Annotated in this window: 27 protein-coding genes; 16 read left to right on the top strand and 11 right to left on the bottom strand. The window is 56.2% G+C overall.

Features of this window, described 5'->3' with window-relative positions; genetic code table 11:
- Positions 1 to 149 precede the first annotated feature (149 nt).
- From ACOTX1_RS03405 to mdtH, 7 genes are all read right to left on the bottom strand, one after another.
- Positions 150 to 263: a YceO family protein gene (locus tag ACOTX1_RS03405; RefSeq protein ID WP_023315802.1), complete on the bottom strand. Its 114-nt coding sequence runs from the start codon at positions 261 to 263 to the stop codon at positions 150 to 152.
- A 50-nt stretch (positions 264 to 313) separates the two neighbouring features.
- Positions 314 to 1,432, bottom strand: a complete 1,119-nt coding sequence (gene solA / locus ACOTX1_RS03400; protein ID WP_023315803.1) for an N-methyl-L-tryptophan oxidase — start codon at positions 1,430 to 1,432, stop codon at positions 314 to 316.
- Positions 1,433 to 1,544: 112 nt separating this feature from the next.
- Positions 1,545 to 1,799, bottom strand: coding sequence for a biofilm formation regulator BssS (gene bssS / locus ACOTX1_RS03395; protein ID WP_003858012.1), 255 nt, complete (start codon positions 1,797 to 1,799; stop codon positions 1,545 to 1,547).
- Positions 1,800 to 2,072: 273 nt separating this feature from the next.
- Positions 2,073 to 2,318 carry a DNA damage-inducible protein I gene (gene dinI, locus ACOTX1_RS03390; RefSeq protein ID WP_003858011.1) on the bottom strand — a complete coding sequence of 82 codons (246 nt, stop codon included), beginning with the start codon at positions 2,316 to 2,318 and terminating at the stop codon, positions 2,073 to 2,075.
- Positions 2,319 to 2,392: 74 nt separating this feature from the next.
- Entirely contained in the window at positions 2,393 to 3,439 is a 1,047-nt protein-coding gene (pyrC, locus tag ACOTX1_RS03385) for a dihydroorotase (RefSeq protein ID WP_023315804.1), read from the bottom strand.
- Positions 3,440 to 3,567: 128 nt separating this feature from the next.
- Positions 3,568 to 4,128 carry a lipoprotein gene (locus ACOTX1_RS03380; protein ID WP_023305855.1) on the bottom strand — a complete coding sequence of 187 codons (561 nt, stop codon included), beginning with the start codon at positions 4,126 to 4,128 and terminating at the stop codon, positions 3,568 to 3,570.
- 98 nt (positions 4,129 to 4,226) lie between these two features.
- Entirely contained in the window at positions 4,227 to 5,435 is a 1,209-nt protein-coding gene (gene mdtH, locus ACOTX1_RS03375; protein WP_023315805.1) for a multidrug efflux MFS transporter MdtH, read from the bottom strand.
- 236 nt (positions 5,436 to 5,671) lie between these two features.
- On the opposite strand from mdtH, the gene rimJ reads away from it, so the two are divergent.
- The 4 genes from rimJ (at position 5,672) to murJ (ending at position 9,507) form a co-directional block, all read left to right on the top strand.
- Positions 5,672 to 6,256, top strand: a complete 585-nt coding sequence (rimJ, locus tag ACOTX1_RS03370; RefSeq protein ID WP_003858007.1) for a ribosomal protein S5-alanine N-acetyltransferase — start codon at positions 5,672 to 5,674, stop codon at positions 6,254 to 6,256.
- 9 nt (positions 6,257 to 6,265) lie between these two features.
- The gene (locus ACOTX1_RS03365; RefSeq protein WP_003858006.1) at positions 6,266 to 6,916 is read left to right on the top strand and encodes a YceH family protein; all 651 of its coding nucleotides are present in this window, start codon (positions 6,266 to 6,268) and stop codon (positions 6,914 to 6,916) included.
- Positions 6,917 to 6,918: 2 nt separating this feature from the next.
- A complete protein-coding gene (locus ACOTX1_RS03360; RefSeq protein ID WP_023315806.1) occupies positions 6,919 to 7,842 on the top strand; it encodes a Gfo/Idh/MocA family protein in 924 nt (307 codons plus the stop codon).
- 129 nt (positions 7,843 to 7,971) lie between these two features.
- A complete protein-coding gene (gene murJ, locus ACOTX1_RS03355) occupies positions 7,972 to 9,507 on the top strand; it encodes a murein biosynthesis integral membrane protein MurJ (protein WP_003858004.1) in 1,536 nt (511 codons plus the stop codon).
- 59 nt (positions 9,508 to 9,566) lie between these two features.
- Here murJ and flgN read toward each other — a convergent pair whose 3' ends face one another.
- From flgN to flgA, 3 genes are all read right to left on the bottom strand, one after another.
- Entirely contained in the window at positions 9,567 to 9,992 is a 426-nt protein-coding gene (flgN, locus tag ACOTX1_RS03350) for a flagella biosynthesis chaperone FlgN (protein WP_003858003.1), read from the bottom strand.
- 4 nt (positions 9,993 to 9,996) lie between these two features.
- Positions 9,997 to 10,290: a flagellar biosynthesis anti-sigma factor FlgM gene (gene flgM / locus ACOTX1_RS03345; protein WP_003858002.1), complete on the bottom strand. Its 294-nt coding sequence runs from the start codon at positions 10,288 to 10,290 to the stop codon at positions 9,997 to 9,999.
- Between the two features lie 93 nt (positions 10,291 to 10,383).
- Positions 10,384 to 11,043 (bottom strand): flagellar basal body P-ring formation chaperone FlgA, encoded by a 660-nt coding sequence (flgA, locus tag ACOTX1_RS03340; RefSeq protein ID WP_023315807.1) that lies wholly within the window; start codon positions 11,041 to 11,043, stop codon positions 10,384 to 10,386.
- Between the two features lie 157 nt (positions 11,044 to 11,200).
- On the opposite strand from flgA, the gene flgB reads away from it, so the two are divergent.
- From flgB to flgL, 11 genes are all read left to right on the top strand, one after another.
- Positions 11,201 to 11,617 carry a flagellar basal body rod protein FlgB gene (gene flgB / locus ACOTX1_RS03335; RefSeq protein WP_003857999.1) on the top strand — a complete coding sequence of 139 codons (417 nt, stop codon included), beginning with the start codon at positions 11,201 to 11,203 and terminating at the stop codon, positions 11,615 to 11,617.
- Positions 11,618 to 11,620: 3 nt separating this feature from the next.
- Positions 11,621 to 12,025, top strand: coding sequence for a flagellar basal body rod protein FlgC (gene flgC, locus ACOTX1_RS03330; protein ID WP_003857997.1), 405 nt, complete (start codon positions 11,621 to 11,623; stop codon positions 12,023 to 12,025).
- Positions 12,026 to 12,036: 11 nt separating this feature from the next.
- Positions 12,037 to 12,747 (top strand): flagellar hook assembly protein FlgD, encoded by a 711-nt coding sequence (gene flgD / locus ACOTX1_RS03325; protein WP_023315808.1) that lies wholly within the window; start codon positions 12,037 to 12,039, stop codon positions 12,745 to 12,747.
- A 26-nt stretch (positions 12,748 to 12,773) separates the two neighbouring features.
- Positions 12,774 to 13,982, top strand: a complete 1,209-nt coding sequence (flgE, locus tag ACOTX1_RS03320) for a flagellar hook protein FlgE (protein ID WP_003857992.1) — start codon at positions 12,774 to 12,776, stop codon at positions 13,980 to 13,982.
- A gap of 20 nt (positions 13,983 to 14,002) precedes the next feature.
- Entirely contained in the window at positions 14,003 to 14,758 is a 756-nt protein-coding gene (locus tag ACOTX1_RS03315; RefSeq protein ID WP_003857990.1) for a flagellar basal body rod protein FlgF, read from the top strand.
- A gap of 11 nt (positions 14,759 to 14,769) precedes the next feature.
- Complete coding sequence (gene flgG / locus ACOTX1_RS03310) at positions 14,770 to 15,552, top strand: flagellar basal-body rod protein FlgG (protein ID WP_000625853.1); 783 nt, start codon at positions 14,770 to 14,772, stop codon at positions 15,550 to 15,552.
- 57 nt (positions 15,553 to 15,609) lie between these two features.
- Positions 15,610 to 16,308, top strand: coding sequence for a flagellar basal body L-ring protein FlgH (gene flgH, locus ACOTX1_RS03305; RefSeq protein WP_003857987.1), 699 nt, complete (start codon positions 15,610 to 15,612; stop codon positions 16,306 to 16,308).
- A 12-nt stretch (positions 16,309 to 16,320) separates the two neighbouring features.
- On the top strand, positions 16,321 to 17,418 hold the full coding sequence (locus ACOTX1_RS03300; RefSeq protein ID WP_003857984.1) for a flagellar basal body P-ring protein FlgI: 1,098 nt from the start codon (positions 16,321 to 16,323) through the stop codon (positions 17,416 to 17,418).
- Positions 17,419 to 18,372, top strand: coding sequence for a flagellar assembly peptidoglycan hydrolase FlgJ (gene flgJ, locus ACOTX1_RS03295; RefSeq protein ID WP_023315809.1), 954 nt, complete (start codon positions 17,419 to 17,421; stop codon positions 18,370 to 18,372). It begins immediately after the preceding gene.
- Positions 18,373 to 18,447: 75 nt separating this feature from the next.
- On the top strand, positions 18,448 to 20,088 hold the full coding sequence (gene flgK / locus ACOTX1_RS03290) for a flagellar hook-associated protein FlgK (RefSeq protein ID WP_023315810.1): 1,641 nt from the start codon (positions 18,448 to 18,450) through the stop codon (positions 20,086 to 20,088).
- Positions 20,089 to 20,104: 16 nt separating this feature from the next.
- Positions 20,105 to 21,058, top strand: a complete 954-nt coding sequence (gene flgL / locus ACOTX1_RS03285) for a flagellar hook-associated protein FlgL (RefSeq protein ID WP_003857977.1) — start codon at positions 20,105 to 20,107, stop codon at positions 21,056 to 21,058.
- A 75-nt stretch (positions 21,059 to 21,133) separates the two neighbouring features.
- Here flgL and ACOTX1_RS03280 read toward each other — a convergent pair whose 3' ends face one another.
- Complete coding sequence (locus tag ACOTX1_RS03280; RefSeq protein WP_023315811.1) at positions 21,134 to 22,345, bottom strand: MFS transporter; 1,212 nt, start codon at positions 22,343 to 22,345, stop codon at positions 21,134 to 21,136.
- A 109-nt stretch (positions 22,346 to 22,454) separates the two neighbouring features.
- Here ACOTX1_RS03280 and ACOTX1_RS03275 point away from each other — a divergent pair, with 109 nt between their 5' ends.
- Positions 22,455 to 23,393, top strand: coding sequence for a LysR family transcriptional regulator (locus ACOTX1_RS03275; RefSeq protein WP_003857974.1), 939 nt, complete (start codon positions 22,455 to 22,457; stop codon positions 23,391 to 23,393).
- Positions 23,394 to 23,430: the final 37 nt, after the last annotated feature.

The following is a 23,430-nucleotide window of genomic DNA, read 5'->3' as shown; positions in this document are numbered from 1 at the left end:
ATGTATTTTATTTAATTTATTTCAGCGAATTTGAATGTGTTTCCGCAATGTATTTCAATCGCTTCGTTCAATAAATTTGAGGCGACGTTTTTTAAAAAATATTAGTTAAATAAATTTAAAGGAGTGTCAATAAACGTCAGCGAGAATGTTCAGAAGAATACAATATAGATAACGACAATGATCGCCAGTAGCGACCAAAGAACAATGTAGAGCATGAAATGCTCGCGGATGTTATTGATAAGGTAATTCACCAGTCTGCGCATCATGCCCCTCTCGCTAAACAGGCCCCGGTTACTCGGAGCCTGAAGAGGTATTATCGATCAAAGCGCGAGAGCGCGAAGGGCTTGAGATCAAACGAAGGCGCTATCCCCTGAGCAAACTGGGCGGCGATTTCACCTAACACAGAGGCAAATTTAAACCCGTGACCGCTGAGCCCGGTTACGAGCAGGGTGTTGTCGTGCCCCGGCAGGGTGTCGATGATAAAGTCTTCATCCGGGGTGTTGTCGTAGGTGCACGCTGCGCCGTAAAGCAACCCGCCTACACCCGGCAGGATATTACGCAGGAACGTGAAGGCTTCGGAACCATCCTGCGGATAAGCTCCGTACGGTTTGCGTTCTTCCGCAGAGGAAATTACCTGCCCGCCGTTATGTTTGCCAATCTTGAGCGCGTCTTTTTCCGAGGGGAAACCGTAGAACTGGTCGCCATTGGGTAACTCGCCTGTAAACGCCGGGAATTTGTTCTGGCTGCTGTAACGCCCGTCAGACTGGAACCAGGAGAAGACTTTTCGCACCGGCTGGATGGGCAGGTCCGGCAGCAGTTTCGTCACCCACGTTCCCGTACTCACCAGCAGACGCGTGGCGGTATATTCACCTTCAGAGGTGGTGACGGTTGAACCCTCTGCATGGTGGGTGATGCCCGTGACCGGACAGTTGAACAACTGCGCGCAGCCCGCTTTGGCGGCGAGATCAATCCAGGTCTTAATGGCCGTTTCGCTGTGCAGTACGCCAGAGTTGGCTTCAAACAACCCAATGTAGTCTTCAGGGACAGAAATTTCCGGCCAGCGCGCCATGATGCCGTTCGCATCCAGACGCTCGACGTCCAGGCGGTAGGCTTTCGCGCTCTCCTCGACGGTCGCCAGAAACGTGGAGCTTGCTGGCCCCAGGTTAACGACCCCGGTGCGCTCAAAAATGCGTTCTTCGGTGAGGGCGGCCAGCTCATCCCACAGCGTCTGAGCCCGAAGCACCAGCGGTACATAGCGCTCACCTTCGCCATAAGCGTGACGGATCAGACGGGTATCGCCGTGATGGCTTCCTTCAGAGTGGGGAGGACGATGGGCGTCAATCATCAGCACATTCAGACCCGCCTGCGTGGCGTAATAACCGGCGGCAGATCCTACGGAGCCGCTTCCGATAATGATCAAATCGTATTTCATAGGCTTCTCTTTACTAACGCTTTGTTAGCAGAGTAATTAACTATGTAGGCTTATACAAGAACGAAATAAATAAGGCACCGCGAGGGTGCCTGTTGAGTGAAGAGGCGTTAGATTAATGCCGTTTATACTCATTTTCCTGGTAGTCGCCAGATTCTATTTTTGCGATGCCTGCTTCCAAAATAGAGATAAACTGACGGGCGACGTCTGTTGTAAGCCACAGCGTCTGTCCAACTTCCGCTTCATCACGGTTTAGCTGATTTGGGGTCTGGTAGTGCAAACGCAGCATCAGCGCATCGTAGCTGTCTACGGTGCTGATATCCCAGCCAACAAGCGGATGGGTCTGGATCACTTCACTATTCTTTTCCATTATAACCCCCTTAATGCGTGTTAGAAGACAACGACTTTGAGGTTCAATGCATGTTTTTCTGAAAGCAATTTCAGTATATCAATTAATAAGGGTTCAGCAGGAAAAAATAAACGGGTAGCAACACATTTTTCTGCTTTTTAGGATTGTTCGAACAATAAAACGCCATCTTGTTCACGATTTTCTAAGAAGATGCTGAAATATTTTGAACTTTCAGGAGACGAAACGAAAAAAAGCCGGGGCGACCCGGCAAAAAACACAATGAGGGAGCAAATTTTAATCAGTGATGAACCAGTCGTCGGCGCTTTCCCATGTTTCCTGCAAAATTTCGCTGATGCGTTCTTTGTCTTCTTTCGCACCGCCGATGACGGAAAGATGGTTTGCTGTCGCATAACGTACCGTTACGGCGCCATCGTTTTCAGGAAAAGTGCTGTTAATACGTCGGGATAGTTCACCCGCCAGAGCGTCGAGTGCGCCAGCAGGCAGGACGGTGGATTTGGCAATGGTGACTTCAATACGCATAAATGCCCCCTGTGTAATATACTGTTTATTTATACAGTTATATTGTCGGTTTGACAACAGGGGGCGACAGTTTTTTAGCGTTTTACCGTCCAGTTTACGGTTTCACCGGCCAGGAAGGGGATCAGCGTATCGTCGGTGAGCGCAATCGACGCTTCAACCTGGCTTTCTTTGCGCTCCAGCTCAATGAACGTGTCATTGATCGGCAGACCGTAGAAACGCGGGCCGTTAAGGGAGCAGAAGGCTTCGAAATGGTCTAACGCATTCATCTCTTCAAACACGGTTGCGTAACTTGCCAGGGCGGTCGGGGCGTTAAAGCAGCCTGCACAGCCGCAACTCGCCTCTTTACGGTGACGGGCATGCGGGGCGGAATCCGTGCCGAGGAACGCGCGCGGGAAGCCGCTGGCGACCAGCTCACGTAGCGCCTGCTGGTGGATGTTGCGCTTGAGGATCGGCAGACAATACAGATGTGGGCGAACGCCGCCCACCAGCATGTGGTTACGGTTAAACATCAGGTGCTGCGGGGTGATGGTGGCGGCAATCAGCTCGTTTCCATCCCGGACATACTCTGCGGCATCTTTAGTCGTAATGTGTTCAAACACCACTTTCAGCCCCGGAAGACGCTGGCGCAGCGGCTCCATGACCGTTTCGATAAAACGTGCTTCGCGATCGAAAATATCAATGTCAGCGTGGGTCACTTCCCCGTGCACCAGCAGCGGCATGCCCAGTTTTTGCATACGCTCCAGAACGGGCATGATGGCGTCGATACTGGTCACCCCATGGCTGGAGTTGGTGGTGGCATTCGCCGGGTAGAGCTTCGCGGCGGTGAACACACCTTCGTTAAACCCGCGCTCAACCTCATTGGGATCCAGCGAGTCCGTCAGGTAGCAGGTCATCAACGGGGTAAAATCGTGCCCGGCCGGAACGGCGTCAAGGATACGCTGGCGATAGGCAATCGCGGCCTCGACGGTAGTGACTGGCGGAACCAGGTTAGGCATAACAATCGCACGGCCATAAATTTCGCTGGTATACGGCACGACGGTTTTCAGCATGTCGCCATCACGAAGATGGATATGCCAGTCGTCTGGGCGGCGGATTTTGAGAACCTGGGATTGTACAGTCATGGAAGCTCCGGCTTGTAAGAGATCAGTCATAAGATGGCTGTTTTTGCCGGACACAAATCATAAGCGGAAACGTTTTCGTTTGCACACTATTCCGTTAAAAAAAACGGGCGCCTGAGCGCCCGGAGTATTTAGTCGGTGAAAGGGATGATGATTTCACCCGGTTTCACCTCTATCCCTTTGGCATATTTTTTCGCCAGAGATTCACCTTTGCTTTTGTCTTCGCTCAGAACATAGGCAGGCTGTTGGTTAAAGTAGTTCTGCAACGACTGGTTGAGATACGGCATCAGCGTTTGCAGCACCGGTTTCATTTTATCCGGCGTCACAACCGCATCGACGATTTCCATCTCTTGCAGGAAAATTGCCCCTTTCTCTTTATTAAAGACCGGCAGCGCCTTGAGCTTCAGCTTGATATCCGCTTTCTGATTGCCGAAGAGCGAGGTCATATCGAGGCTGGCATCGCCGGAAAGGGTGACTTTGTTAGGCTCCTCGCGACCAATCTGGCTGGCGAGATTCGTCAGGACGATATGCGCATCCGCAAGGCCGGGCACGCCGATATCTTTTGAAAAGTTATTATGTTTTTCCAGCGCCTGATTAATTTCCTGCTCACTGACGGTGTACTGCGTAAGCTGGTTACATCCCACCAGCAGACCACTGACAATTAACGCAGCGGCAATAACGATCTTTTTCATGGCGTTCCTCAACATAAAATCGGCGCATCTGTCCTGATACGCCAGTATGTCAGGGTGATCCTACAGAAACCAGCAGAAAAAACTGATAATGCAAGAGGTCAGGCGCCAGGCTCCAGCATCCTGCGGGTGCTGCGTTTATCACTGAACTGCCACCAGAGGGCAATCAGCGTCATAAAGCCGACCATGCCGAGCATGACCCACGGCAGCTCCGGCTGATGGAGCGCTTTTCCGGCATCAAACAGCCAGCCGCCACCGGTGTAACCCAGCGCGCCGCCAAGCGCCAGCCCGAGACGGCTGAAGCCCATGTAGCTGCCCCGGGCCCGGGCGTCGGCAAGTGACGCGCTCAGCGTTTCACGGGCTGGCTCGGCAATGATTGAGCCAATATAGAAGGTGCAGATCAGCATAAACAGCTGCTGAAGCGAACTTACCAGACCGATGGGCATCATGCTCAGCGTCATCAGCAACAGCCCGGCCATCAGACGGTGCTCAAGCCGGAAACGGTGCTCGCTCCAGCGGGCAATTGGATAGAGCAGAGTCAGTGAGAGGCAGGCCTCTATGGCATACATCCATTTCACCGCCGCTGGCGTGCCGGCAATATCATTAACCATAATGGGCAGCATCAGCATGACCTGCACGGCGAGCATGTAGTAGCCGGTCAGGGTTAACACATAGGTGACGAAGCGTTTATCGCTCAACACACGGTCAAGCCCTTCCCGCACAGGCGCTTTCACCGTCGACAGCTTCCATGCGGGCAGAAACAGACCGTTAAACAGCGCGCAGAGAATAAACAACACCGCGCCGGTGGCGCAAACCAGGCGGAAATCGTATTGCAGCAGCCAGCTTCCCAGCAGGGCGCCCACCACCGCGCCTGCGCTGTCCTGCATCATCAAAATCGAGAAGAAGCGCCCCCGATGTTGCGGACGGATAAGCTTAACCACCAGCGCGGTACGCGGTGGGTCGAAAAGGGTGCCGCCAATCCCGGAAAGGAAACAGGAGAACCACAGCAGCCAGGGTTCATGAGCGATTGCCATGGTGGCGAATCCCGCCGCACGTAACAGCATGCCGGTGACGATCATCGGTTTCGCGCCGAAGCGGTCAGCTATTGCGCCGCCAAACACGCCCAGACCCTGTTGTACAAACTGGCGTAGACCCAGCGCGATCCCGACCATCAATGCCGCCCAGCCCATTTGATCGACAAAACGAATTGATATAAGCGGAAAAACGACAAAAAAGCCGAGCACGACCAGCATGTTATCGACGAGCAGGAAATATTTACCCAGGCTCCTGGCCTGTGATACGCGGGACATTTTCCCTCCAGGGAAAATAAAAGGTGAGCACGCTAACATTCTGCGGTGTCGCCGCGCTTTTTCCCATACCCGCTGGCGACAATATTTTTTTATCAAAAAGGTGCTTTGATAGAGAGTTCTCATCGAAAAATGTGAAAAGCGATCAAAATGGTATGTCACTGTTTTCACAGAAGGCGCAGGCACAGGTATAGTAAAGCTAACAGGCAGAGCAGAAGCGACGGGAAGGAGTGGTAACGATGTTTGGCTATCGCAGTAATGTGCCAAAAGTGCGTCTGACGACGGACAGGCTGGTCGTTCGTCTGGTGCATGAGCGTGATGCCTGGCGTCTGGCGGATTATTACGCCGAGAATCGCCAGTTTTTAAAACCCTGGGAACCCGTTCGGGACGAGAGCCACTGCTACCCCTCTGGCTGGCAGGCGCGCCTCAGTATGATTGCGGAATTTCATAAACAGGGAAGTGCGTTTTATTTCGCGCTTCTCGATCCGGAAGAGAAAGAGATCGTTGGCATTGCCAATTTTTCAAACGTGGTACGCGGGTCGTTTCACGCCTGCTATCTCGGGTATTCCATCGGCCAGAAATGGCAGGGACAGGGGCTCATGTTTGAGGCGCTGACGGCGGCGATTCGCTACATGCAGCGCACGCAACATATCCATCGCATTATGGCTAACTACATGCCGCACAATAAGCGCAGCGGCGATCTGCTGGCCCGCCTGGGGTTTGAGAAAGAAGGCTATGCCAAAGATTATCTGCTGATTGACGGCGAGTGGCGGGACCATGTGCTCACCGCGCTCACCACACAGGAGTGGACCGCGGGTCGTTAAGGAGAAAAGATGAAATATCAGTTAAATGGCGCCGAAGCGCGCGTGATCGGCTGCCTTCTGGAAAAGCAGGTCACCACGCCGGAACAGTATCCTCTGTCCGTGAATGCCGTCACGATGGCCTGCAACCAGAAGACGAACCGTGAGCCGGTGATGAACCTTGGCGAGCACGAGGTGCAGGATATCCTTGATGAGCTGGTGAAGCGCCACTACCTGCGCACCGTCAGCGGCTTCGGTAACCGCGTCACTAAATATGAACAGCGCTTTTGTAATTCTGAATTTGGCGATTTAAAACTCAGCGCTGCGGAAGTGGCCGTTATCACCACGTTGCTGCTGCGCGGGGCGCAGACGCCGGGGGAACTGCGCACACGCGCTTCCCGCATGCATGAGTTTCAGGATATGCAGGACGTTGAACAGACGCTGGAGGGATTAGCCTCACGCGAGGACGGTCCCTACGTGGTGCGTCTGCCCCGCGAACCGGGCAAGCGTGAAAGCCGCTACATGCACCTGTTTAGCGGCGACGTGGAGCCCTCTGCGCTGGCCGTCGTATCCGACACGCCAGCATCAAACGAAAGCCTGACCGCGCGCGTGGCAGCCCTGGAAGACGAGGTTGCCGGGCTGAAGCAGCGTCTGGATGCGTTACTCGCACATCTGGGAGATTAATCGTGACAACATTACGCATTGGTGTTGTGGGGCTGGGAGGGATTGCGCAAAAAGCCTGGCTGCCCGTTTTAGGCGCCGCGTCAGACTGGACGCTGCAAGGGGCGTGGTCGCCCACCCGCGAGAAAGCAGAGCGCATCTGCAAAACCTGGCGCATCCCTTATGCCGGTTCGCTACAGGATTTAGCCCGTGAATGTGATGCGGTATTTGTGCATACCTCAACCGCGACGCACTACCAGGTGGTGAGCGAGTTGCTGAATGCAGGCGTTCACGTCTGCGTGGATAAACCCCTGGCGGAAAATGTACAGGATGCTGAGCGACTGATTGAGCTGGCCGCGCGTAAAAAGCTGACGCTGATGGTCGGCTTCAACCGCCGTTTTGCGCCGCTCTATCAGCAGCTTAAAGCGCAGTCCGGCTCGTTCGCCTCTCTGCGTATGGATAAGCACCGTACCGACAGCGTGGGGCCGAACGATCTGCGCTTCACGCTGCTGGATGATTATCTCCACGTCGTGGATACGGCCCTGTGGCTGAGTAACGGAAAAGCCCAGCTGCAAAGCGGCACGCTGTTGACCAGCGAGCAGGGTGAGATGGTTTACGCCGAACATCATTTTGCCGTTGAGCATTTGCAGGTGACGACCAGCATGCATCGTCGGGCGGGCAGCCAGCGCGAGTCCGTGCAGGCCGTTACGGATGGCGCGCTGTATGACGTCACCGATATGCGAGAGTGGCGGGAAGAGAAGGGCAATGGCGTGGTTGCGTTACCCGTTCCCGGCTGGCAGAGCACCCTGGAACAGCGTGGCTTTGTGGGCTGCGCGCGTCACTTCATCACCTGCGTGCAGAATCAGACGGTTCCTGAAACGTCCGGGGAGCAGGCCATTCTGGCGCAGCGCATCGTGGAACGACTCTGGCGCGAAGCCATGTCGGAATAACTCGCTGTAACATCTGCCGATAGTAATTCGTTGAAATCCGGTTAGACTAAGCGCCGCTTGTTGGCTTTGCCGGGTGGCGCTTTCGCTTATCCGTCCTGGAAATCCGTAGGGTTGTGGAACTTCACGTTAATGAACTTATTAAAATCGCTGGCGGCCGTCAGCTCGATGACCATGTTTTCCCGCGTGCTTGGCTTTGCGCGCGATGCCATTGTGGCAAGGGTTTTTGGCGCAGGGATGGCGACTGACGCCTTTTTCGTTGCGTTCAAGCTGCCGAACCTGCTGCGTCGTATTTTTGCCGAAGGGGCTTTCTCACAGGCATTTGTCCCGATCCTTGCGGAATATAAAAGCAAGCAGGGCGAAGATGCCACCCGCGTCTTTGTGGCTTACGTTTCCGGTTTACTGACGCTGGCGCTGGCGATCGTGACCGTCCTGGGCATGCTGGCAGCGCCCTGGGTAATCATGGTAACGGCACCGGGCTTTGCCGACACGGCGGATAAATTTGCCCTGACGACGCAACTGCTGCGGATAACCTTCCCCTATATTCTGCTGATTTCGCTGGCGTCGCTGGTGGGTGCCATCCTGAATACCTGGAACCGCTTCTCCGTGCCGGCCTTTGCCCCCACGTTCCTTAATGTCAGCATGATTGGCTTTGCGCTGTTCGCCGCGCCGCATTTTAACCCACCGGTGCTGGCGCTGGCCTGGGCCGTGACCGTCGGCGGGGTGTTACAGCTTGCTTACCAGCTTCCGCACCTGAAAAAGATCGGCATGCTGGTTCTGCCGCGCATTAGTTTCAAAGATGCGGGCGCAATGCGCGTTATTAAACAGATGGGACCGGCGATACTCGGCGTGTCCGTCAGCCAGATCTCGCTGATCATCAATACCATCTTCGCCTCTTTCCTGGTGTCGGGCTCGGTGTCCTGGATGTACTACGCCGATCGTCTGATGGAGTTTCCATCAGGGGTGCTGGGCGTGGCGCTGGGGACTATTCTGCTGCCGTCGCTGTCGAAAAGTTTCGCCAGCGGCAACCACGATGAATACTGCCGCCTGATGGACTGGGGACTGCGTCTCTGTTTTCTGCTGGCATTGCCAAGCGCGGTGGCGCTGGGGATCCTGGCAAAACCGCTGACGGTGTCGTTGTTCCAGTATGGAAAATTCACCGCCTTTGATGCCGCCATGACCCAGCGTGCACTGGTAGCCTACTCGGTGGGGCTGATGGGGCTGATCGTCGTGAAGGTGCTTGCGCCCGGTTTCTATTCACGTCAGGACATCAAAACGCCGGTTAAGATTGCCATTGTGACGCTGATTATGACGCAGCTGATGAACCTCGCGTTTATTGGACCGCTGAAACACGCGGGGCTGTCATTGTCGATTGGTCTGGCGGCCTGTCTGAACGCCGGGCTGCTGTACTGGCAGCTGCGCAAGCAGGATATCTTCACACCGCAGCCGGGCTGGGCAAGCTTCCTGCTGCGTCTGGCGATCGCGGTAGTGGTGATGGCGGCTGCGCTGGTTGGCATGTTGTATGTCATGCCTGAATGGGCGCAGGGCACCATGCCTTACCGCCTGATGCGTCTGATGGCCGTGGTGGCGGTCGGGGTGGTGGCGTACTTTGCCACGCTGGCGGTGCTTGGCTTCAAGGTGAAAGAATTCACCCGCCGCACGGTATAAACGTCAAAAGGGGAGTTCACCAGAAGGTGCTCCCCGCTTCATGACGTGCCGCTACTGCGTCAAATCGAAATCTTTTTCCCGCCCGTGATACGTGCCGTGGCCGTCTGACCATCCGCACCGTACAGCCCCGGCTCTTTATAGGGCTTTAACACCTCAAGCGCCTGCTGATTACGGATAATCTGACCTTCCAGCAGCCAGCCGTTATGCTGGTTGAGATCGCGAAGATGCTGGGTTTTTTCTGTAATGGTCTGCCAGCGTTCGTTGATCTCATCATTGGCGCTGCGTTTCGCGTCTTGCTCAGCGCGTCGCTGTTTTTCCAGATAATCCAGGGTCGCCAGCAGCGAGCTTTTATCTTCAGTTATGCGTTGCAACGCGCTGCCGTTGATTTGACCAGAAGAGAGGTGGTGCTGTTCGGCATCCATCACCGTTTTCAGGTCGTTCAGGACCACCGTCATCTGATCCAGTATTTCTGACAGTCGACTCATACGGTTAGTTACTCTGGAGGAAACTCTGTGCGTCCTGAATCAGCGCATCAGCGATTTTGCTGGTATCCATTTTCAGTTCGCCGTTACGGATAGCCGTTTTCAGCGCTTCAACACGTTCCATGTTGATATCGCTGCTGCCTGGCTGCATCAGCTTCGACTGCGCATCGCTCAGCGTGACGCTGGTGCTGTTAGCGGTCGACGTTTTTTCCAGACGCGTTTTTTGCGGGGCAGCCTCATTCGTTTCGCGAGGTTGTACAGTGCTAACCGGCTTCAGGGCTGATGTACGATCAATGCTCATAGTGTTGTCCTCATCGAGGGTTCGCGGCGTTTGCGCCTGACATCATCATTTGTTGAATATTTATCGGCAGTCGCCGCGAAATCTTTAAAAAGATTACAGGTTAATCAGAATATTCCCATCAGGACCGACCGTGCCGCTGACCACCTGGCCTGAGGACATTCTGACCCGGGCAATTTGCGCCACTGCGGCATTATTCAGCGCTTTTCCTTCGCTGTTGATACTAAAGCCTTCGCCATTGGCGACCACCATCACCTGTTGTCCCGCTTTCACCCGCCATGCCTGGCGCAGCATGGATAGCTGTATCGCCTGTCCAGGGGCGACATCGCGCAGGCTGACCGCCTCCTGAGCCTGGTTAATGTCCAGCATCGTCCGCGGTGGAAGCTGATCCAGACGGCCTCGCTTCAGCGTTACGCTGTCAGGTTGCAGCAGGCTGCCTCGCGGAATCGGAACGGCGGCGACAACATAATTGCCCGTCGCCTGTACCGCAACCTGTAAATACCGTTTTTCATTGGCGCAACGCGCCAGCACGTTCACGTTACCCCATAACTTTGTGCTGCCGGTCACGCTAAATGACGGGGCTTCGCAGGAAGGGTAAAGGTTAGGCGGGGTGCGCACGGTCACGCGTACGTCATCGCTGAAACCGGCCAGCTTCTGCGCAAAGAATGCATTGAGCTGGTCCTCTAACCCCTCAGCCTGCACCAGAGGGCTCAAAAGCAGTAGGGTCGCCGCCAGGCCACGTTTAAAAGTCCGCATCGCACGTTCCACCATGTCCAGAATTAAGCAAATTCTACCCGCAGTGGTTTTCCATCAACGCAACAAATAGCGACGCATTTTGCGCTTATTCCGTCGATAAGGGAGACGCCTTGAGATTTAAGCTGTGAACTGAAATTTTCTCATCAGCGGAGGAGACATGCTCGATAAACTCGACGCCGCGTTACGTTTTCAGCAGGAAGCGCTCAATTTACGCGCCCAGCGGCAGGAGATTTTAGCCGCCAATATCGCCAACGCGGATACCCCCGGGTATCAGGCGCGCGATATTGATTTTTCCAGTGAACTCAAAAAAGTGATGGAGCGTGGACGTGCCGAAGGAACGGGTGTCTCACTGGCCCTGACATCCTCACGTCATATTCCCGCTCAGGCGATGACCGCGCCAACGACCGACCTGCTTTACCGTATTCCCGATCAGCCCTCGCTTGATGGTAACACCGTCGACATGGACCGGGAGCGCACACAGTTTGCCGATAACAGCCTGCAATACCAGACAGGCCTGACGCTACTCGGCGGGCAAATTAAAGGCATGATGACCGTCCTACAGGGGGGCAATTAGTAAATGGCCTTGCTGAATATTTTTGATATCGCCGGTTCGGCATTAACGGCGCAGTCCAAACGACTGAACGTGGCCGCCAGTAACCTGGCCAACGCCGACAGCGTGACCGGCCCTGACGGGCAACCGTATCGCGCTAAACAGGTTGTCTTCCAGGTTGATGCTGCACCGGGTGCGGCAACGGGCGGCGTAAAAGTGGCGGACGTGGTTGAGAGCCAGGCACCCGACAAGCTGGTTTACGAGCCAGGCAACCCGCTCGCGGATGCCAGCGGCTACGTGAAAATGCCGAACGTGGATGTGGTCGGGGAGATGGTGAACTCCATGTCCGCGTCGCGCAGCTACCAGGCAAACGTCGAAGTGCTTAATACCGTGAAGAGCATGATGCTCAAAACACTCACTCTCGGCCAGTAAAGGAGACACGCATGTCCATCGCCGTAAACGTGAATGACCCGACAAATACCGGCGTCAATAGCACCAGCAGTACGACCGGTTCCAGCTCTCTCACCGGGAGCAATGCCTCCGATTTACAGAGCAGCTTCCTGACCCTGCTGGTGGCGCAGCTGAAAAATCAGGACCCGACCAATCCGATGCAGAACAACGAACTGACCACGCAGCTTGCGCAGATCAGTACCGTCAGCGGCATTGAGAAACTGAACACCACGCTCGGCTCGGTCTCCGGTCAAATCGATAACAGCCAGTCCTTGCAGGCCGCCAACCTGATCGGTCACGGGGTGATGATCCCGGGGACCACGATTCTGGCGGGCACCAGCACTACCGATGGCACGTCCACCACCACCACGACGCCGTTTGGCGTTGAGTTGCAGCAGCCGGCCGACAAAGTCACCGCCACCATCAAAGACGCCAGCGGCAACGTGGTGCGCACGATTGAGATTGGCGAGCTTAAAGCGGGCGTTCATACCTTTACCTGGGATGGCAGCCTGACCGACGGCACTAAAGCGCCTAACGGCTCGTATCAGGTTGCGATTAGCGCCAGCAACGGCACCACTCAGCTGGTGGCTCAGCCGCTACAGTTTGCCCTGGTTCAGGGCGTCATCAAAGGTAGCGATGGTAACAAACTGGATTTGGGTACCTCCGGTACCACCACACTCGACGAAGTTCGGCAGATTATCTAAGCCTTCATACTTATCAGGAGTAAGTCATGGCCTTTTCTCAAGCGGTCAGCGGCCTGAATGCTGCGGCCACCAACCTGGACGTCATTGGCAACAACATCGCCAACTCCGCGACCTATGGTTTTAAATCCGGTTCTGCGTCTTTTGCAGATATGTTTGCAGGCTCTAAAGTGGGCCTGGGCGTGAAGGTGGCGGGTATCACCCAGGACTTCACCGACGGGACGACCACCAACACCGGTCGCGGTCTGGACGTCGCCATCAGCCAGAACGGTTTCTTCCGTATGGTGGATGCCAACGGTTCCGTGTTCTACAGCCGCAACGGCCAGTTCAAGCTGGATGAAAACCGTAACCTGGTGAACATGCAGGGGCTTCAGTTAACCGGTTATCCGGTTGCCGGCACGCCGCCTACGGTGCAAACCGGTGCGAATCCGCAGGCGATCTCCATCCCAACGACGCTGATGGCGGCGAAGTCCACCACCACGGCCTCTCAGCAGATCAACCTGAACTCCACCGATACCGCGCCAACCGTCGCCTTCGACCCGGCCAACCCTGACTCTTACAACAAGAAAGGCACCGTGACGGTGTTTGACAGCCAGGGTAATGCGCACAACATGAACCTGTTCTATGTCAAAAACGCGACGCCAGCTAACTCCTGGAAGGTGTATTCCCAGGACGGCAGCGTAGCAGGAGATGCCGCGAAACTGGCAACCACGCTGACCTTTAACGCGAGCGGCGTGCTGACGGGTGGCGATGATATCAAGATCACTACGGGCACCGTTCCGGGCGCGACGCCAGCCACGTTTGACATGAGTTTCGCCAACTCCATGCAACAGAATACCGGTGCGAACAACATCGTGGCGACGAGCCAGAACGGTTATAAGCCGGGCGATCTGGTGAGCTACCAGATCAACGATGACGGTACCGTTGTCGGTAACTATTCGAACGAACAGACCCAGGTGCTGGGCCAGATCGTGCTGGCAAACTTCGCCAACAACGAAGGCCTGAAATCCGAAGGGGACAACGTCTGGTCTGCCACGCAGTCTTCCGGTGTTGCCCTGCTGGGTACTGCGGGTTCCGGTAACTTCGGCACGCTGACCAACGGCGCGCTGGAAGCCTCTAACGTCGATCTGAGTAAAGAGTTGGTGAACATGATCGTCGCGCAACGTAACTACCAGTCCAACGCGCAGACCATCAAAACCCAGGATCAGATCCTTAACACGCTGGTTAACCTGCGTTAAGCAGCTGACGGGAAAGCGCAATGGATCACGCAATATATACAGCGATGGGCGCAGCAAGCCAGACGCTCAACCAGCAGGCTGTTACCGCCAGCAACCTGGCGAACGCCTCCACGCCAGGTTTTCGTGCGCAGCTCAACGCGCTGCGTGCGGTGCCGGTAGAAGGGCTGTCATTGCCCACGCGTACGCTGGTCACCGCTTCCACGCCGGGCGCCGACATGACGCCAGGCCAGATGGATTACACCGCGCGTCCGCTGGACGTTGCCCTTCAGCAGGACGGCTGGCTGGCGGTGCAAACGGCTGACGGTGGGGAAGGGTATACCCGCAACGGTAATATCCAGGTGAGCGCCACCGGGCAGCTGACGATTCAGGGGCATCCGGTGATGGGCGAAGCCGGTCCGTTGACGGTGCCGGAAGGGTCAGAGCTGACCATTGCGGCAGACGGGACGATTTCGGCGTTAAACCCGGGCGACCCGGCTAACACCGTTGCGCCTGTCGGTCGTCTGAAGCTGGTGAAAGCGGAAGGCAACGAAGTGCAGCGTGGCGATGACGGGATGTTCCGTCTGACCCAGGCGGCGCAGGCCACGCGTGGCGCCACGTTACAGGCCGACCCGACCATCCGCGTGATGTCCGGCGTGCTGGAAGGCAGTAACGTCAAACCGGTAGAAGCCATGACCGACATGATCGCCAGCGCCCGCCGCTTCGAAATGCAGATGAAAATTATCAGCAGCGTCGATGAAAACGCAGGCAAGGCTAACCAACTTCTGGCTATGAGTTAACAGGACTCCCTATGATCAGTTCTTTATGGATCGCGAAAACCGGTCTGGACGCACAGCAAACCAATATGGATGTGATTGCCAACAACCTGGCAAACGTCAGCACCAATGGTTTCAAGCGCCAGCGTGCGGTTTTCGAAGATTTGCTTTATCAAACGATTCGTCAGCCAGGGGCGCAGTCTTCTGAGCAAACCACGCTGCCGTCCGGTCTGCAAATTGGTACCGGCGTGCGCCCGGTTGCCACCGAGCGTCTGCACAGCCAGGGCAACCTGTCCCAGACCAACAACAGTAAAGACGTTGCCATCAAAGGTCAGGGTTTCTTCCAGGTGCAGCTGCCTGACGGGACCTCCGCCTATACCCGCGATGGTTCGTTCCAGGTGGATCAGAATGGTCAGCTGGTGACTGCGGGCGGCTTCCAGGTTCAGCCTGCGATCACCATCCCGGCGAACGCGCTGAGTATCACCATTGGTCGTGACGGTATCGTCAGCGTCACTCAGCAAGGTCAGGCCGCGCCGGTCCAGGTTGGACAGCTCAATCTGACGACCTTCATGAACGATACCGGACTGGAAAGCATCGGTGAGAACCTCTACACCGAAACGCAGTCTTCCGGCACGCCAAATGAAAGTACCCCGGGCCTGAACGGGGCGGGGCTGCTGTATCAGGGGTATGTGGAAACCTCGAACGTTAACGTGGCGGAAGAGCTGGTGAATATGATCCAGGTCCAGCGCGCCTATGAAATTAACAGTAAAGCAGTGTCGACGACCGACCAGATGCTGCAAAAACTGACGCAACTCTAAGGTGTAGCCCGGTGCGGTAAACGTCGCACCGGCTCCCTGTTTTCGAAGATGAAGGCAATGCAAAAAAACGCGGCGTTTCGTTATCCGATCCTGACTGTTCTGGCCGTCACCCTCAGCGGGTGTGCCTGGATCCCGTCTAAACCATTGGTACAGGGTGCGACTACCGCCCAACCCGTTCCCGGCCCCGCGCCGGTGGTGAACGGTTCTATTTTCCAGACCGCGCAGCCGATTAACTACGGTTATCAGCCGCTGTTTGAAGACCGTCGTCCGCGTAACGTCGGCGATACGCTGACCATTGTGTTGCAGGAAAACGTCAGCGCGAGCAAGAGCTCGTCGGCGAACGCCAGCCGCGACGGCAAAACCAATTTTGGCTTCGACACCGTACCGCGCTATCTGCAAGGGCTGTTCGGCAACGCCCGTGCGGATGTGGAAGCCTCCGGCGGCAACACCTTTAACGGTAAAGGTGGCGCGAACGCCAGCAATACCTTCAGCGGAACGCTGACGGTAACGGTTGACCAGGTTCTGGTGAACGGCAACCTGCACGTGGTGGGCGAAAAACAGATCGCCATTAACCAGGGTACGGAATTCATTCGTTTCTCCGGTGTGGTTAACCCTCGCACTATCAGCGGCACCAACACCGTACCGTCCACCCAGGTGGCGGATGCGCGCATTGAGTACGTCGGCAACGGCTACATCAACGAAGCGCAAAATATGGGCTGGCTGCAACGCTTCTTCCTTAACCTATCGCCGATGTAAGCGAGGTGACCTATGTATAAATTTCTCTTCGCCGTGGCGCTGTCGTTGGTCGCTACCGTTGCGCAGGCCGATCGCATACGCGATCTCACCAGCGTGCAGGGCGTGCGCGAAAACTCCCTGATTGGCTATGGCCTGGTGGTGGGGCTGGATGGGACGGGTGACCAGACGACCCAGACGCCGTTCACCACCCAGAGCCTGAACAACATGCTCTCGCAGCTCGGTATTACCGTACCGGCCGGGACCAACATGCAGCTGAAAAACGTGGCGGCCGTGATGGTGACCGCGTCTTATCCGGCCTTTGCGCGTCAGGGGCAGACCATCGACGTGGTTGTCTCGTCGATGGGTAATGCCAAAAGCCTGCGTGGCGGTACGTTGCTGATGACGCCGCTGAAAGGCGTCGACAGCCAGGTGTATGCTCTGGCGCAGGGCAACATTCTGGTTGGCGGAGCAGGTGCGTCGGCGGGCGGCAGCAGCGTGCAGGTGAACCAGCTGAACGGGGGACGTATTACCAACGGCGCGATCATCGAACGTGAGCTGCCGACCCAGTTCGGCACCGGCAACACCATTAACCTGCAACTGAATAACGAAGACTTTACGATGGCGCAGCAGATTGCTGACACCATCAACCGCAGCCGGGGCTACGGCAGCGCCACCGCGCTGGATGCCCGCACAGTGCAGATCCGCACGTCAACCGGCAGCAGCAACCAGGTGCGAATGCTGGCCGATATCCAGAATATGGAAGTGAACGTGCCGGTTCAGGATGCGAAAGTCATTATCAACTCCCGTACCGGCTCGGTGGTGATGAACCGCGAAGTGACGCTGGACAGCTGCGCCGTGGCGCAGGGCAATCTCTCCGTCACGGTTAACCGCTCGGCCAACGTCAGCCAGCCGGATACCCCGTTTGGTGGCGGTCAGACGGTAGTGACCCCGCAAACGCAGATTGATTTACGACAGAGCGGCGGTTCGTTGCAGAGCGTGCGCTCCAGCGCCAACCTGAACAGCGTGGTGCGTGCCTTGAATGCGCTGGGTGCAACGCCAATGGATCTGATGTCCATTCTGCAATCCATGCAAAGTGCAGGCTGCCTGCGCGCTAAACTGGAAATCATCTAAATGCTGACCGATAGCAAACTGTTGACCAGTGCCGCCTGGGATGCCCAGTCGCTCAACGAGCTGAAAACCAAAGCGGGCAAGGATCCGGCGGCGAATATCCGCCCGGTTGCCCGTCAGGTGGAAGGCATGTTCGTGCAGATGATGTTGAAAAGCATGCGTGAAACTCTGCCGAAAGACGGCATGTTCAGCAGTGATTCCACGCGGCTTTACACCAGCATGTACGATCAGCAGATTGCCCAGCAAATGACCGCCGGAAAGGGACTCGGCCTGGCGGACATGATCGTGAAGCAGACCGCAGCCGCTCAGGGACTCCCGCCTGAAGAGGCCCCGCCGCAGGTGCCGCTGAAGTTTGATCTGGAAAAGGTGACCAGTTATCAAAATCAGGCGCTAACGCAGATGGTGCGTAAGGCGATGCCGAAGCCGGCAGAAACGCGTGACGAGCCGCTCTCCGGCGACAGCAAAGACTTCCTGGCGCAGCTCTCCCTGCCGGCGCGTCTTGCCAGTGAAGTGAGCGGCGTGCCGCACCATTTGATTCTGGCGCAGGCGGCGCTGGAGTCGGGCTGGGGGCAACGTCAGATCCGCAGGGAGAACGGCGAGCCGAGCTTCAACATCTTTGGCGTGAAGGCCACCTCCAGCTGGAAAGGGCCGACCACGGAAATCACCACCACCGAATATGAAAACGGTGCGGCAGTGAAGGTGAAAGCCAAATTCCGCGTCTACAGCTCGTATCTGGAAGCGTTGTCAGATTATGTCGGGCTGCTGAGCCGGAACCCGCGCTACACTGCGGTGACCCAGGCCGCCACGCCAGAGCAGGGCGCTCAGGCATTGCAGAATGCCGGCTACGCGACCGATCCAAACTATGCACGCAAGCTGACCAGCATGATCCAGCAGCTGAAATCCATGTCTGAGAAGGTCAGTAAAGCGTATAGCACAGATCTCGAAAATCTGTTCTGAAAGTTCTCAAGTCCCGGAGGAGGTTGCCGATAACCTTCATCAGGACTCGTGTCTGAACGTATAAAAGGAACCCCCATGTCCAGTTTGATTAACAGCGCCATGAGTGGCCTCAGTGCTGCGCAGTCGGCACTCAATACCGTCAGTAATAATATTTCAAGCTACAACGTGGCAGGTTATACCCGCCAGACCACCATTCTGGGGGCATCAAACAGCACCCTGACCGGTGGTGGCTGGGTGGGTAACGGGGTCTATGTCTCCGGCGTTCAGCGTGAATATGATGCGTTTATCACCAACCAGCTGCGCGCGGCGCAGAACCAGAGCAGTGGGCTGACCACGCGCTACCAGCAGATGTCAAAAATTGACGACGTGCTGTCGGATACCACGAACTCGCTTTCTGCCAACCTCCAGGATTTCTTTAAAAGCCTGCAAACGCTGGTGAGTAACGCAGAAGATCCGGCTGCACGCCAGACGGTGCTCGGTAAGGCGGATGGTCTGGTAAACCAGTTTAAAACCAACGATCAATATCTCCGCGATCAGGATGCGCAGGTCAATACGGCGATTTCTACCAGCGTCGATCAGATCAATAACTATGCGAAGCAGATTGCTAACCTTAACGATCAGATCTCCCGGCTGACTGGCGTAGGGGCGGGCGCATCCCCGAACGAACTGCTCGATCAGCGCGATCAGCTGGTGAGTGAACTGAACAAGATTGTCGGTGTGGACGTTACCGTACAGGACAGCGGCACGTATAACATCTCTATCGCCAACGGTTACACCCTGGTACAGGGCAGCAACGCAAGTCAGCTGGCGGCGGTGAAATCCAGTGCGGACCCAGCGCGTACAACGATTGCGTATGTGGATGCCGCAGCAGGCAACGTGGAGATCTCAGAAAAACAGATCACCACGGGGTCGCTTGGAGGGCTGTTAACGTTCCGTTCTCAGGATCTGGATCAGGCGCGAAACACCCTCAACCAGATGGCGCTGGCGTTTGCGGATGCCATGAATACCCAGCACCAGGCGGGCTTTGATGCCAACGGGGATAAAGGCGGCAAGCTGTTTGATTTTGGCTCCCCGGCAGTGCTGAGTAACGGCAAAAACACCGGAAGCGCGTCCGTTACGGCCACGATGACGGACAGTACCAAGGTCCAGGCGACAAACTACAAAGTTGAGTATAACGGTACTGACTGGACAATCACGCGTCTGTCGGACAACACCAGCTTCACGGCCAAGCCTGACGCCAGCGGTAATCTGTCGTTTGATGGTCTTAACGTTAAGATTAGCGGCTCAGCCAATAATAAAGACAGTTTCATCGTCAAACCGGTGAATGACGTCATTGTGAATATGGACGTTGCGATCAGCGACGAATCCAAACTGGCGATGGCCTCCGCGCAAGAAAGCGGCGAAAGCGACAATACCAATGGCCAGAAGCTGCTGGATTTACAGAGCGCTAAGCTGGTGGGGGGGAACAAAACCTTTAACGATGCTTATGCCGCGCTGGTCAGTACGGTGGGCAGCACCACGGCGTCGCTGAAAACCAGCAGCGAAACCAAAGTTAACGTGGTGACGCAGCTGACCAAACAACAGCAGTCAATCTCCGGGGTTAACCTGGATGAAGAGTATGGCAACCTGCAACGCTATCAGCAGTACTATCTGGCGAATGCGCAGGTGCTGCAAACGGCGAGCACGCTGTTTGATGCATTGATCAATATCCGCTAAGGCTGAGGCATAAAAAATGCGTATTAGTACTCAAATGATGTATGAGCAAAGCATGCGCGGCGTGACGAACTCCCAAAGTCTCTGGCTCAGCTACGGCGAGCAGATGTCTACGGGGAAGCGCATCAATCGTCCATCTGACGATCCGATTGCCGCTTCGCAGGCCGTTGTGCTCTCTCAGGCACAAACGCAAAACAGCCAGTATGCGCTGGCGCGCTCCTTCGCTACGACGAAAGTCTCGCTGGAAGAGAACGTGTTATCGCAAGTGACAACCGCTATCCAGGCTGCTCAGGAAAAGATTGTCAATGCGGGCAACGGTACGTTAAGTGACGATGACCGCGCTTCGCTGGCCACGAACCTGCAAGGTATTCGCGATCAGCTCATGAACCTGGCTAATAGCACGGACGGTAACGGTCGCTATATTTTTTCCGGTTACAAGACCGAAGCGGCGGCTTTCGACCAGACTACGGGTGATTATAAGGGCGGCGGAACGCCAATCAGCCAGCAGGTTGACTCCGCGCGCACGATGCAAATCAGCCATACGGGCACTGAAGTTTTCGATAGCTTCACCAGCAATGCGAAGCCAGAGCCAGATGGTAGTAAACCGGAAACGAATTTGTTCAAGATCCTCGACTCCGCAATTGAAGCGCTGAATACGCCGATTGGGGAGGATGAAACGAAAGCCGAGGCGTTTACGGCGGCTATTGATAAAGCCAACCGTGGCCTGAGCAACTCCCTCAACAACGTGCTGACCGTGCGCGCCGACCTCGGCATCAAGCTGGATGAGCTGGGCAAGCTGGACGCTCTGGGTGAAGACCGCGCGCTGGGTCAGACCCAGCAGATGAGTAACCTGGTTGACGTGGACTGGAACTCGGTGATTTCGTCCTACACCATGCAGCAGGCGGCGTTGCAGGCCTCGTATAAAGCCTTTAGCGATATGCAGGGTATGTCTTTGTTCCAGATGAACAGATAAGACTCTGACCTGTTTAACATGTCTTGAAACTGGGCATGTTTTGACTGCCCAACCCGTCCGGGTTGGGCATTTTTTTTACACACTTTCTGCCTGTGCGGACAGCACCCGGGCGCTTTCAATCACTCTGATAGCCAGCGCAATGGCACCATACAGGGTTGCCAGAGCCACCACGCCAGACCAGCCTGCCAGCGTGTAGATATTGCTGCCTAATGCCGAACCCAGCGCCATTCCGATGAAAATGACGGTAAACAGCAGGGCGTTCAGGCGTCCGCGGGCCTGCGGCTCAAGGCTGTAGACCAGATTCTGGTGGGCCACGAGGCTGGACTGCAAGCCGAGATCGAAACCGACCGCGGAGAGGGCAATCAGGATCAACTGACCGTGTATACCCAGTGCCGGCATCAGGAACATCAGGGCAAACGAGAGGGTCACCAGCGCGGCACCCAGTTGGGTGACTTTACCGGCGCCCAGCTTATCTGCCAGACCACCTGCCAGCGGTGCGGCCAGCGCGCCAGCGGCTCCGGCAATACCAAATCCACCCGCCACGGCGCTGCCAAGGTGATACCGTTCCAGCAGCATGACCGCCAGCGTTGACCAGAATGCGCTAAAGGCAATCGACAGAAAACCCTGGGCCAGCGCGGCCCGACGCAGCGCCGGGTAGCGGCGCCAGAGGTGTTCCATGGAGCGCATCAGGGCCGGGTAGCTCAGCGTGGAGTGAACGGCGAAGCGGGGAAGCACGGCCCACATGACCACGCCGACAAAGGCAATACTTGCGGCGGCCAGCTGATACATCACCCGCCAGCCAAAGGCTTCACCCACCACGCCGCTCACGGTTCTGGAGAGCAAAATCCCCAGCAGCAGGCCGGTCATCACCGTGCCGACCGTTTTTCCCTGTTTGCCTTCCGGCGCGAGGATCGCTGCGGCCGGGACAATATCCTGCGCCATGGTGGCGGCCATGCCAATCAGCAGGCTGGTGAGCAGCAAGGAGTGCAGTTGTCCGGTCAGGCTACAACCCAGCAGGAACAGCGCCAGAGCCGCACTTTTTATCAGGATCAGCGTTCTGCGATCATGACGATCGCCGAGCGGGAGCAGAAACAGGATACCTAAGGCATAACCCGCCTGGGTAAGCGTCGGGACCATGCCCATGCCTTCGATACTCAGGTTCAGGTCTGAGCCCATCAGCGGCAGCAGAGGCTGGGCATAATAGATGGATGCCACGCTAAAGCCCGCACCGAGCGCCAGCATTAAGATTACCCAGCGGCTTACGGCCCGGGTGGTAGTTGTGTTCATAAGATGTTCCTCATTCGTCGTGTGCGGCTATTTTTTATCAGTACGCCTTGCGACGGTAGCGGGCGCGGTGGTAAAACGCTTATACGTGTAGCGTATGGATGGAAATAGTATGAAAAGGCCTGAGCGTATAGATCGGGTAGAACTGATGCGAACGTTTGTTCGCATTGTGGAGGCGGGGTCTCTTTCTGCGGCAGCACGTCAGTTGGCAACAACCCAGGCAACGGTGAGCCGACGGTTGCAGTCGCTTGAGACCATACTGGGAGTACGCCTGATGCTGCGCACAACCCATACGACCCGGCTGACCGATGACGGCGAACGCTGCTATCAGCATGCCCGACGGGTGATTGACAGCTGGCTGGCGCTGGAAGACGAGGTAGGGCAGACGGAAGATGAACCGGTTGGGGTGCTGAGGGTGCGCGCCCCGCACGCGTTTGGCCAGGATCAGCTTCTTAAACCGTTAACCGAATTTTTGCAGCGCTATCCCCAGCTTTCTGTTGAGTGGATGCTCAACGATCGCTCGGTTGATTTCCTCGGCGACAACCTTGACTGTGCTATTCGGGTGGGTGTGGAAGTCGATCCGGCAACCGTGTCCGTGCTGCTGGCTGAAGTGCCGCGCTCGGTGGTGGCTTCACCGGAATTACTGGCCCGTTATCCCGCGGTTAAAACGCCGGAAGATTTGCAACAGCTTCCCTGGATTGCCATCAGCTCTTTTTATCAACGCCATGTGGAGCTTTTCCACGATGCATCATCTGCCCCGACGCGGGTTACCATTACGCCACGCCTGAGTACCGACAGCCTGTATGTGGCGCGCAATACGGCACTCACCGGGCTAGGCGTTGCGGTGGTATCCAGCTGGACAGTACAGGATGATATTCAGGAAGGACGACTGGTGCATCTACTGCCAGAGTGGCAGCCGGCAGCGCTACCGGTACATCTGGTTTACCCCTGGTCTCGTTATTATCCGGCGCGCTTGCGGCGTTTTCTGGAGCTGATGCGGCAGATAATGCCGGAGGTCACCGGAATGAGAAAGCCCCTGCAACAGCCATAAAAAAGCCGACCCGAAGGTCGGCTTTCAGTATTAGCGT

It is taken from the genome of Enterobacter cloacae complex sp. IR5401 (genome assembly GCF_049238425.1).
GTDB classification, from domain to species: Bacteria; Pseudomonadota; Gammaproteobacteria; order Enterobacterales; family Enterobacteriaceae; genus Enterobacter; species Enterobacter hormaechei_C.
Note: the sequence above shows the minus strand (reverse complement) of the source record. Positions and strands in the feature narration are given on the sequence as shown.

What these genes read in the sequence shown, in the direction of transcription:
- solA (WP_023315803.1), bottom strand. Translation starts at nt 1,432, where the DNA reads ATGAAATACGATTTGATCATTATCGGAAGCGGCTCCGTAGGATCTGCC.
- flgB (WP_003857999.1), top strand. Translation starts at nt 11,201, where the DNA reads ATGCTCGATAAACTCGACGCCGCGTTACGTTTTCAGCAGGAAGCGCTC.
- mdtH (WP_023315805.1), bottom strand. Translation starts at nt 5,435, where the DNA reads ATGTCCCGCGTATCACAGGCCAGGAGCCTGGGTAAATATTTCCTGCTC.
- ACOTX1_RS03315 (WP_003857990.1), top strand. Translation starts at nt 14,003, where the DNA reads ATGGATCACGCAATATATACAGCGATGGGCGCAGCAAGCCAGACGCTC.
- ACOTX1_RS03280 (WP_023315811.1), bottom strand. Translation starts at nt 22,345, where the DNA reads ATGAACACAACTACCACCCGGGCCGTAAGCCGCTGGGTAATCTTAATG.
- flgM (WP_003858002.1), bottom strand. Translation starts at nt 10,290, where the DNA reads ATGAGCATTGATCGTACATCAGCCCTGAAGCCGGTTAGCACTGTACAA.
- flgC (WP_003857997.1), top strand. Translation starts at nt 11,621, where the DNA reads ATGGCCTTGCTGAATATTTTTGATATCGCCGGTTCGGCATTAACGGCG.
- ACOTX1_RS03300 (WP_003857984.1), top strand. Translation starts at nt 16,321, where the DNA reads ATGTATAAATTTCTCTTCGCCGTGGCGCTGTCGTTGGTCGCTACCGTT.
- flgL (WP_003857977.1), top strand. Translation starts at nt 20,105, where the DNA reads ATGCGTATTAGTACTCAAATGATGTATGAGCAAAGCATGCGCGGCGTG.
- flgA (WP_023315807.1), bottom strand. Translation starts at nt 11,043, where the DNA reads ATGCGGACTTTTAAACGTGGCCTGGCGGCGACCCTACTGCTTTTGAGC.
- flgJ (WP_023315809.1), top strand. Translation starts at nt 17,419, where the DNA reads ATGCTGACCGATAGCAAACTGTTGACCAGTGCCGCCTGGGATGCCCAG.
- flgK (WP_023315810.1), top strand. Translation starts at nt 18,448, where the DNA reads ATGTCCAGTTTGATTAACAGCGCCATGAGTGGCCTCAGTGCTGCGCAG.
- dinI (WP_003858011.1), bottom strand. Translation starts at nt 2,318, where the DNA reads ATGCGTATTGAAGTCACCATTGCCAAATCCACCGTCCTGCCTGCTGGC.
- flgE (WP_003857992.1), top strand. Translation starts at nt 12,774, where the DNA reads ATGGCCTTTTCTCAAGCGGTCAGCGGCCTGAATGCTGCGGCCACCAAC.
- pyrC (WP_023315804.1), bottom strand. Translation starts at nt 3,439, where the DNA reads ATGACTGTACAATCCCAGGTTCTCAAAATCCGCCGCCCAGACGACTGG.
- murJ (WP_003858004.1), top strand. Translation starts at nt 7,972, where the DNA reads ATGAACTTATTAAAATCGCTGGCGGCCGTCAGCTCGATGACCATGTTT.
- ACOTX1_RS03405 (WP_023315802.1), bottom strand. Translation starts at nt 263, where the DNA reads ATGCGCAGACTGGTGAATTACCTTATCAATAACATCCGCGAGCATTTC.
- ACOTX1_RS03275 (WP_003857974.1), top strand. Translation starts at nt 22,455, where the DNA reads ATGAAAAGGCCTGAGCGTATAGATCGGGTAGAACTGATGCGAACGTTT.
- flgG (WP_000625853.1), top strand. Translation starts at nt 14,770, where the DNA reads ATGATCAGTTCTTTATGGATCGCGAAAACCGGTCTGGACGCACAGCAA.
- flgD (WP_023315808.1), top strand. Translation starts at nt 12,037, where the DNA reads ATGTCCATCGCCGTAAACGTGAATGACCCGACAAATACCGGCGTCAAT.
- flgH (WP_003857987.1), top strand. Translation starts at nt 15,610, where the DNA reads ATGCAAAAAAACGCGGCGTTTCGTTATCCGATCCTGACTGTTCTGGCC.
- bssS (WP_003858012.1), bottom strand. Translation starts at nt 1,799, where the DNA reads ATGGAAAAGAATAGTGAAGTGATCCAGACCCATCCGCTTGTTGGCTGG.
- rimJ (WP_003858007.1), top strand. Translation starts at nt 5,672, where the DNA reads ATGTTTGGCTATCGCAGTAATGTGCCAAAAGTGCGTCTGACGACGGAC.
- flgN (WP_003858003.1), bottom strand. Translation starts at nt 9,992, where the DNA reads ATGAGTCGACTGTCAGAAATACTGGATCAGATGACGGTGGTCCTGAAC.
- ACOTX1_RS03365 (WP_003858006.1), top strand. Translation starts at nt 6,266, where the DNA reads ATGAAATATCAGTTAAATGGCGCCGAAGCGCGCGTGATCGGCTGCCTT.
- ACOTX1_RS03380 (WP_023305855.1), bottom strand. Translation starts at nt 4,128, where the DNA reads ATGAAAAAGATCGTTATTGCCGCTGCGTTAATTGTCAGTGGTCTGCTG.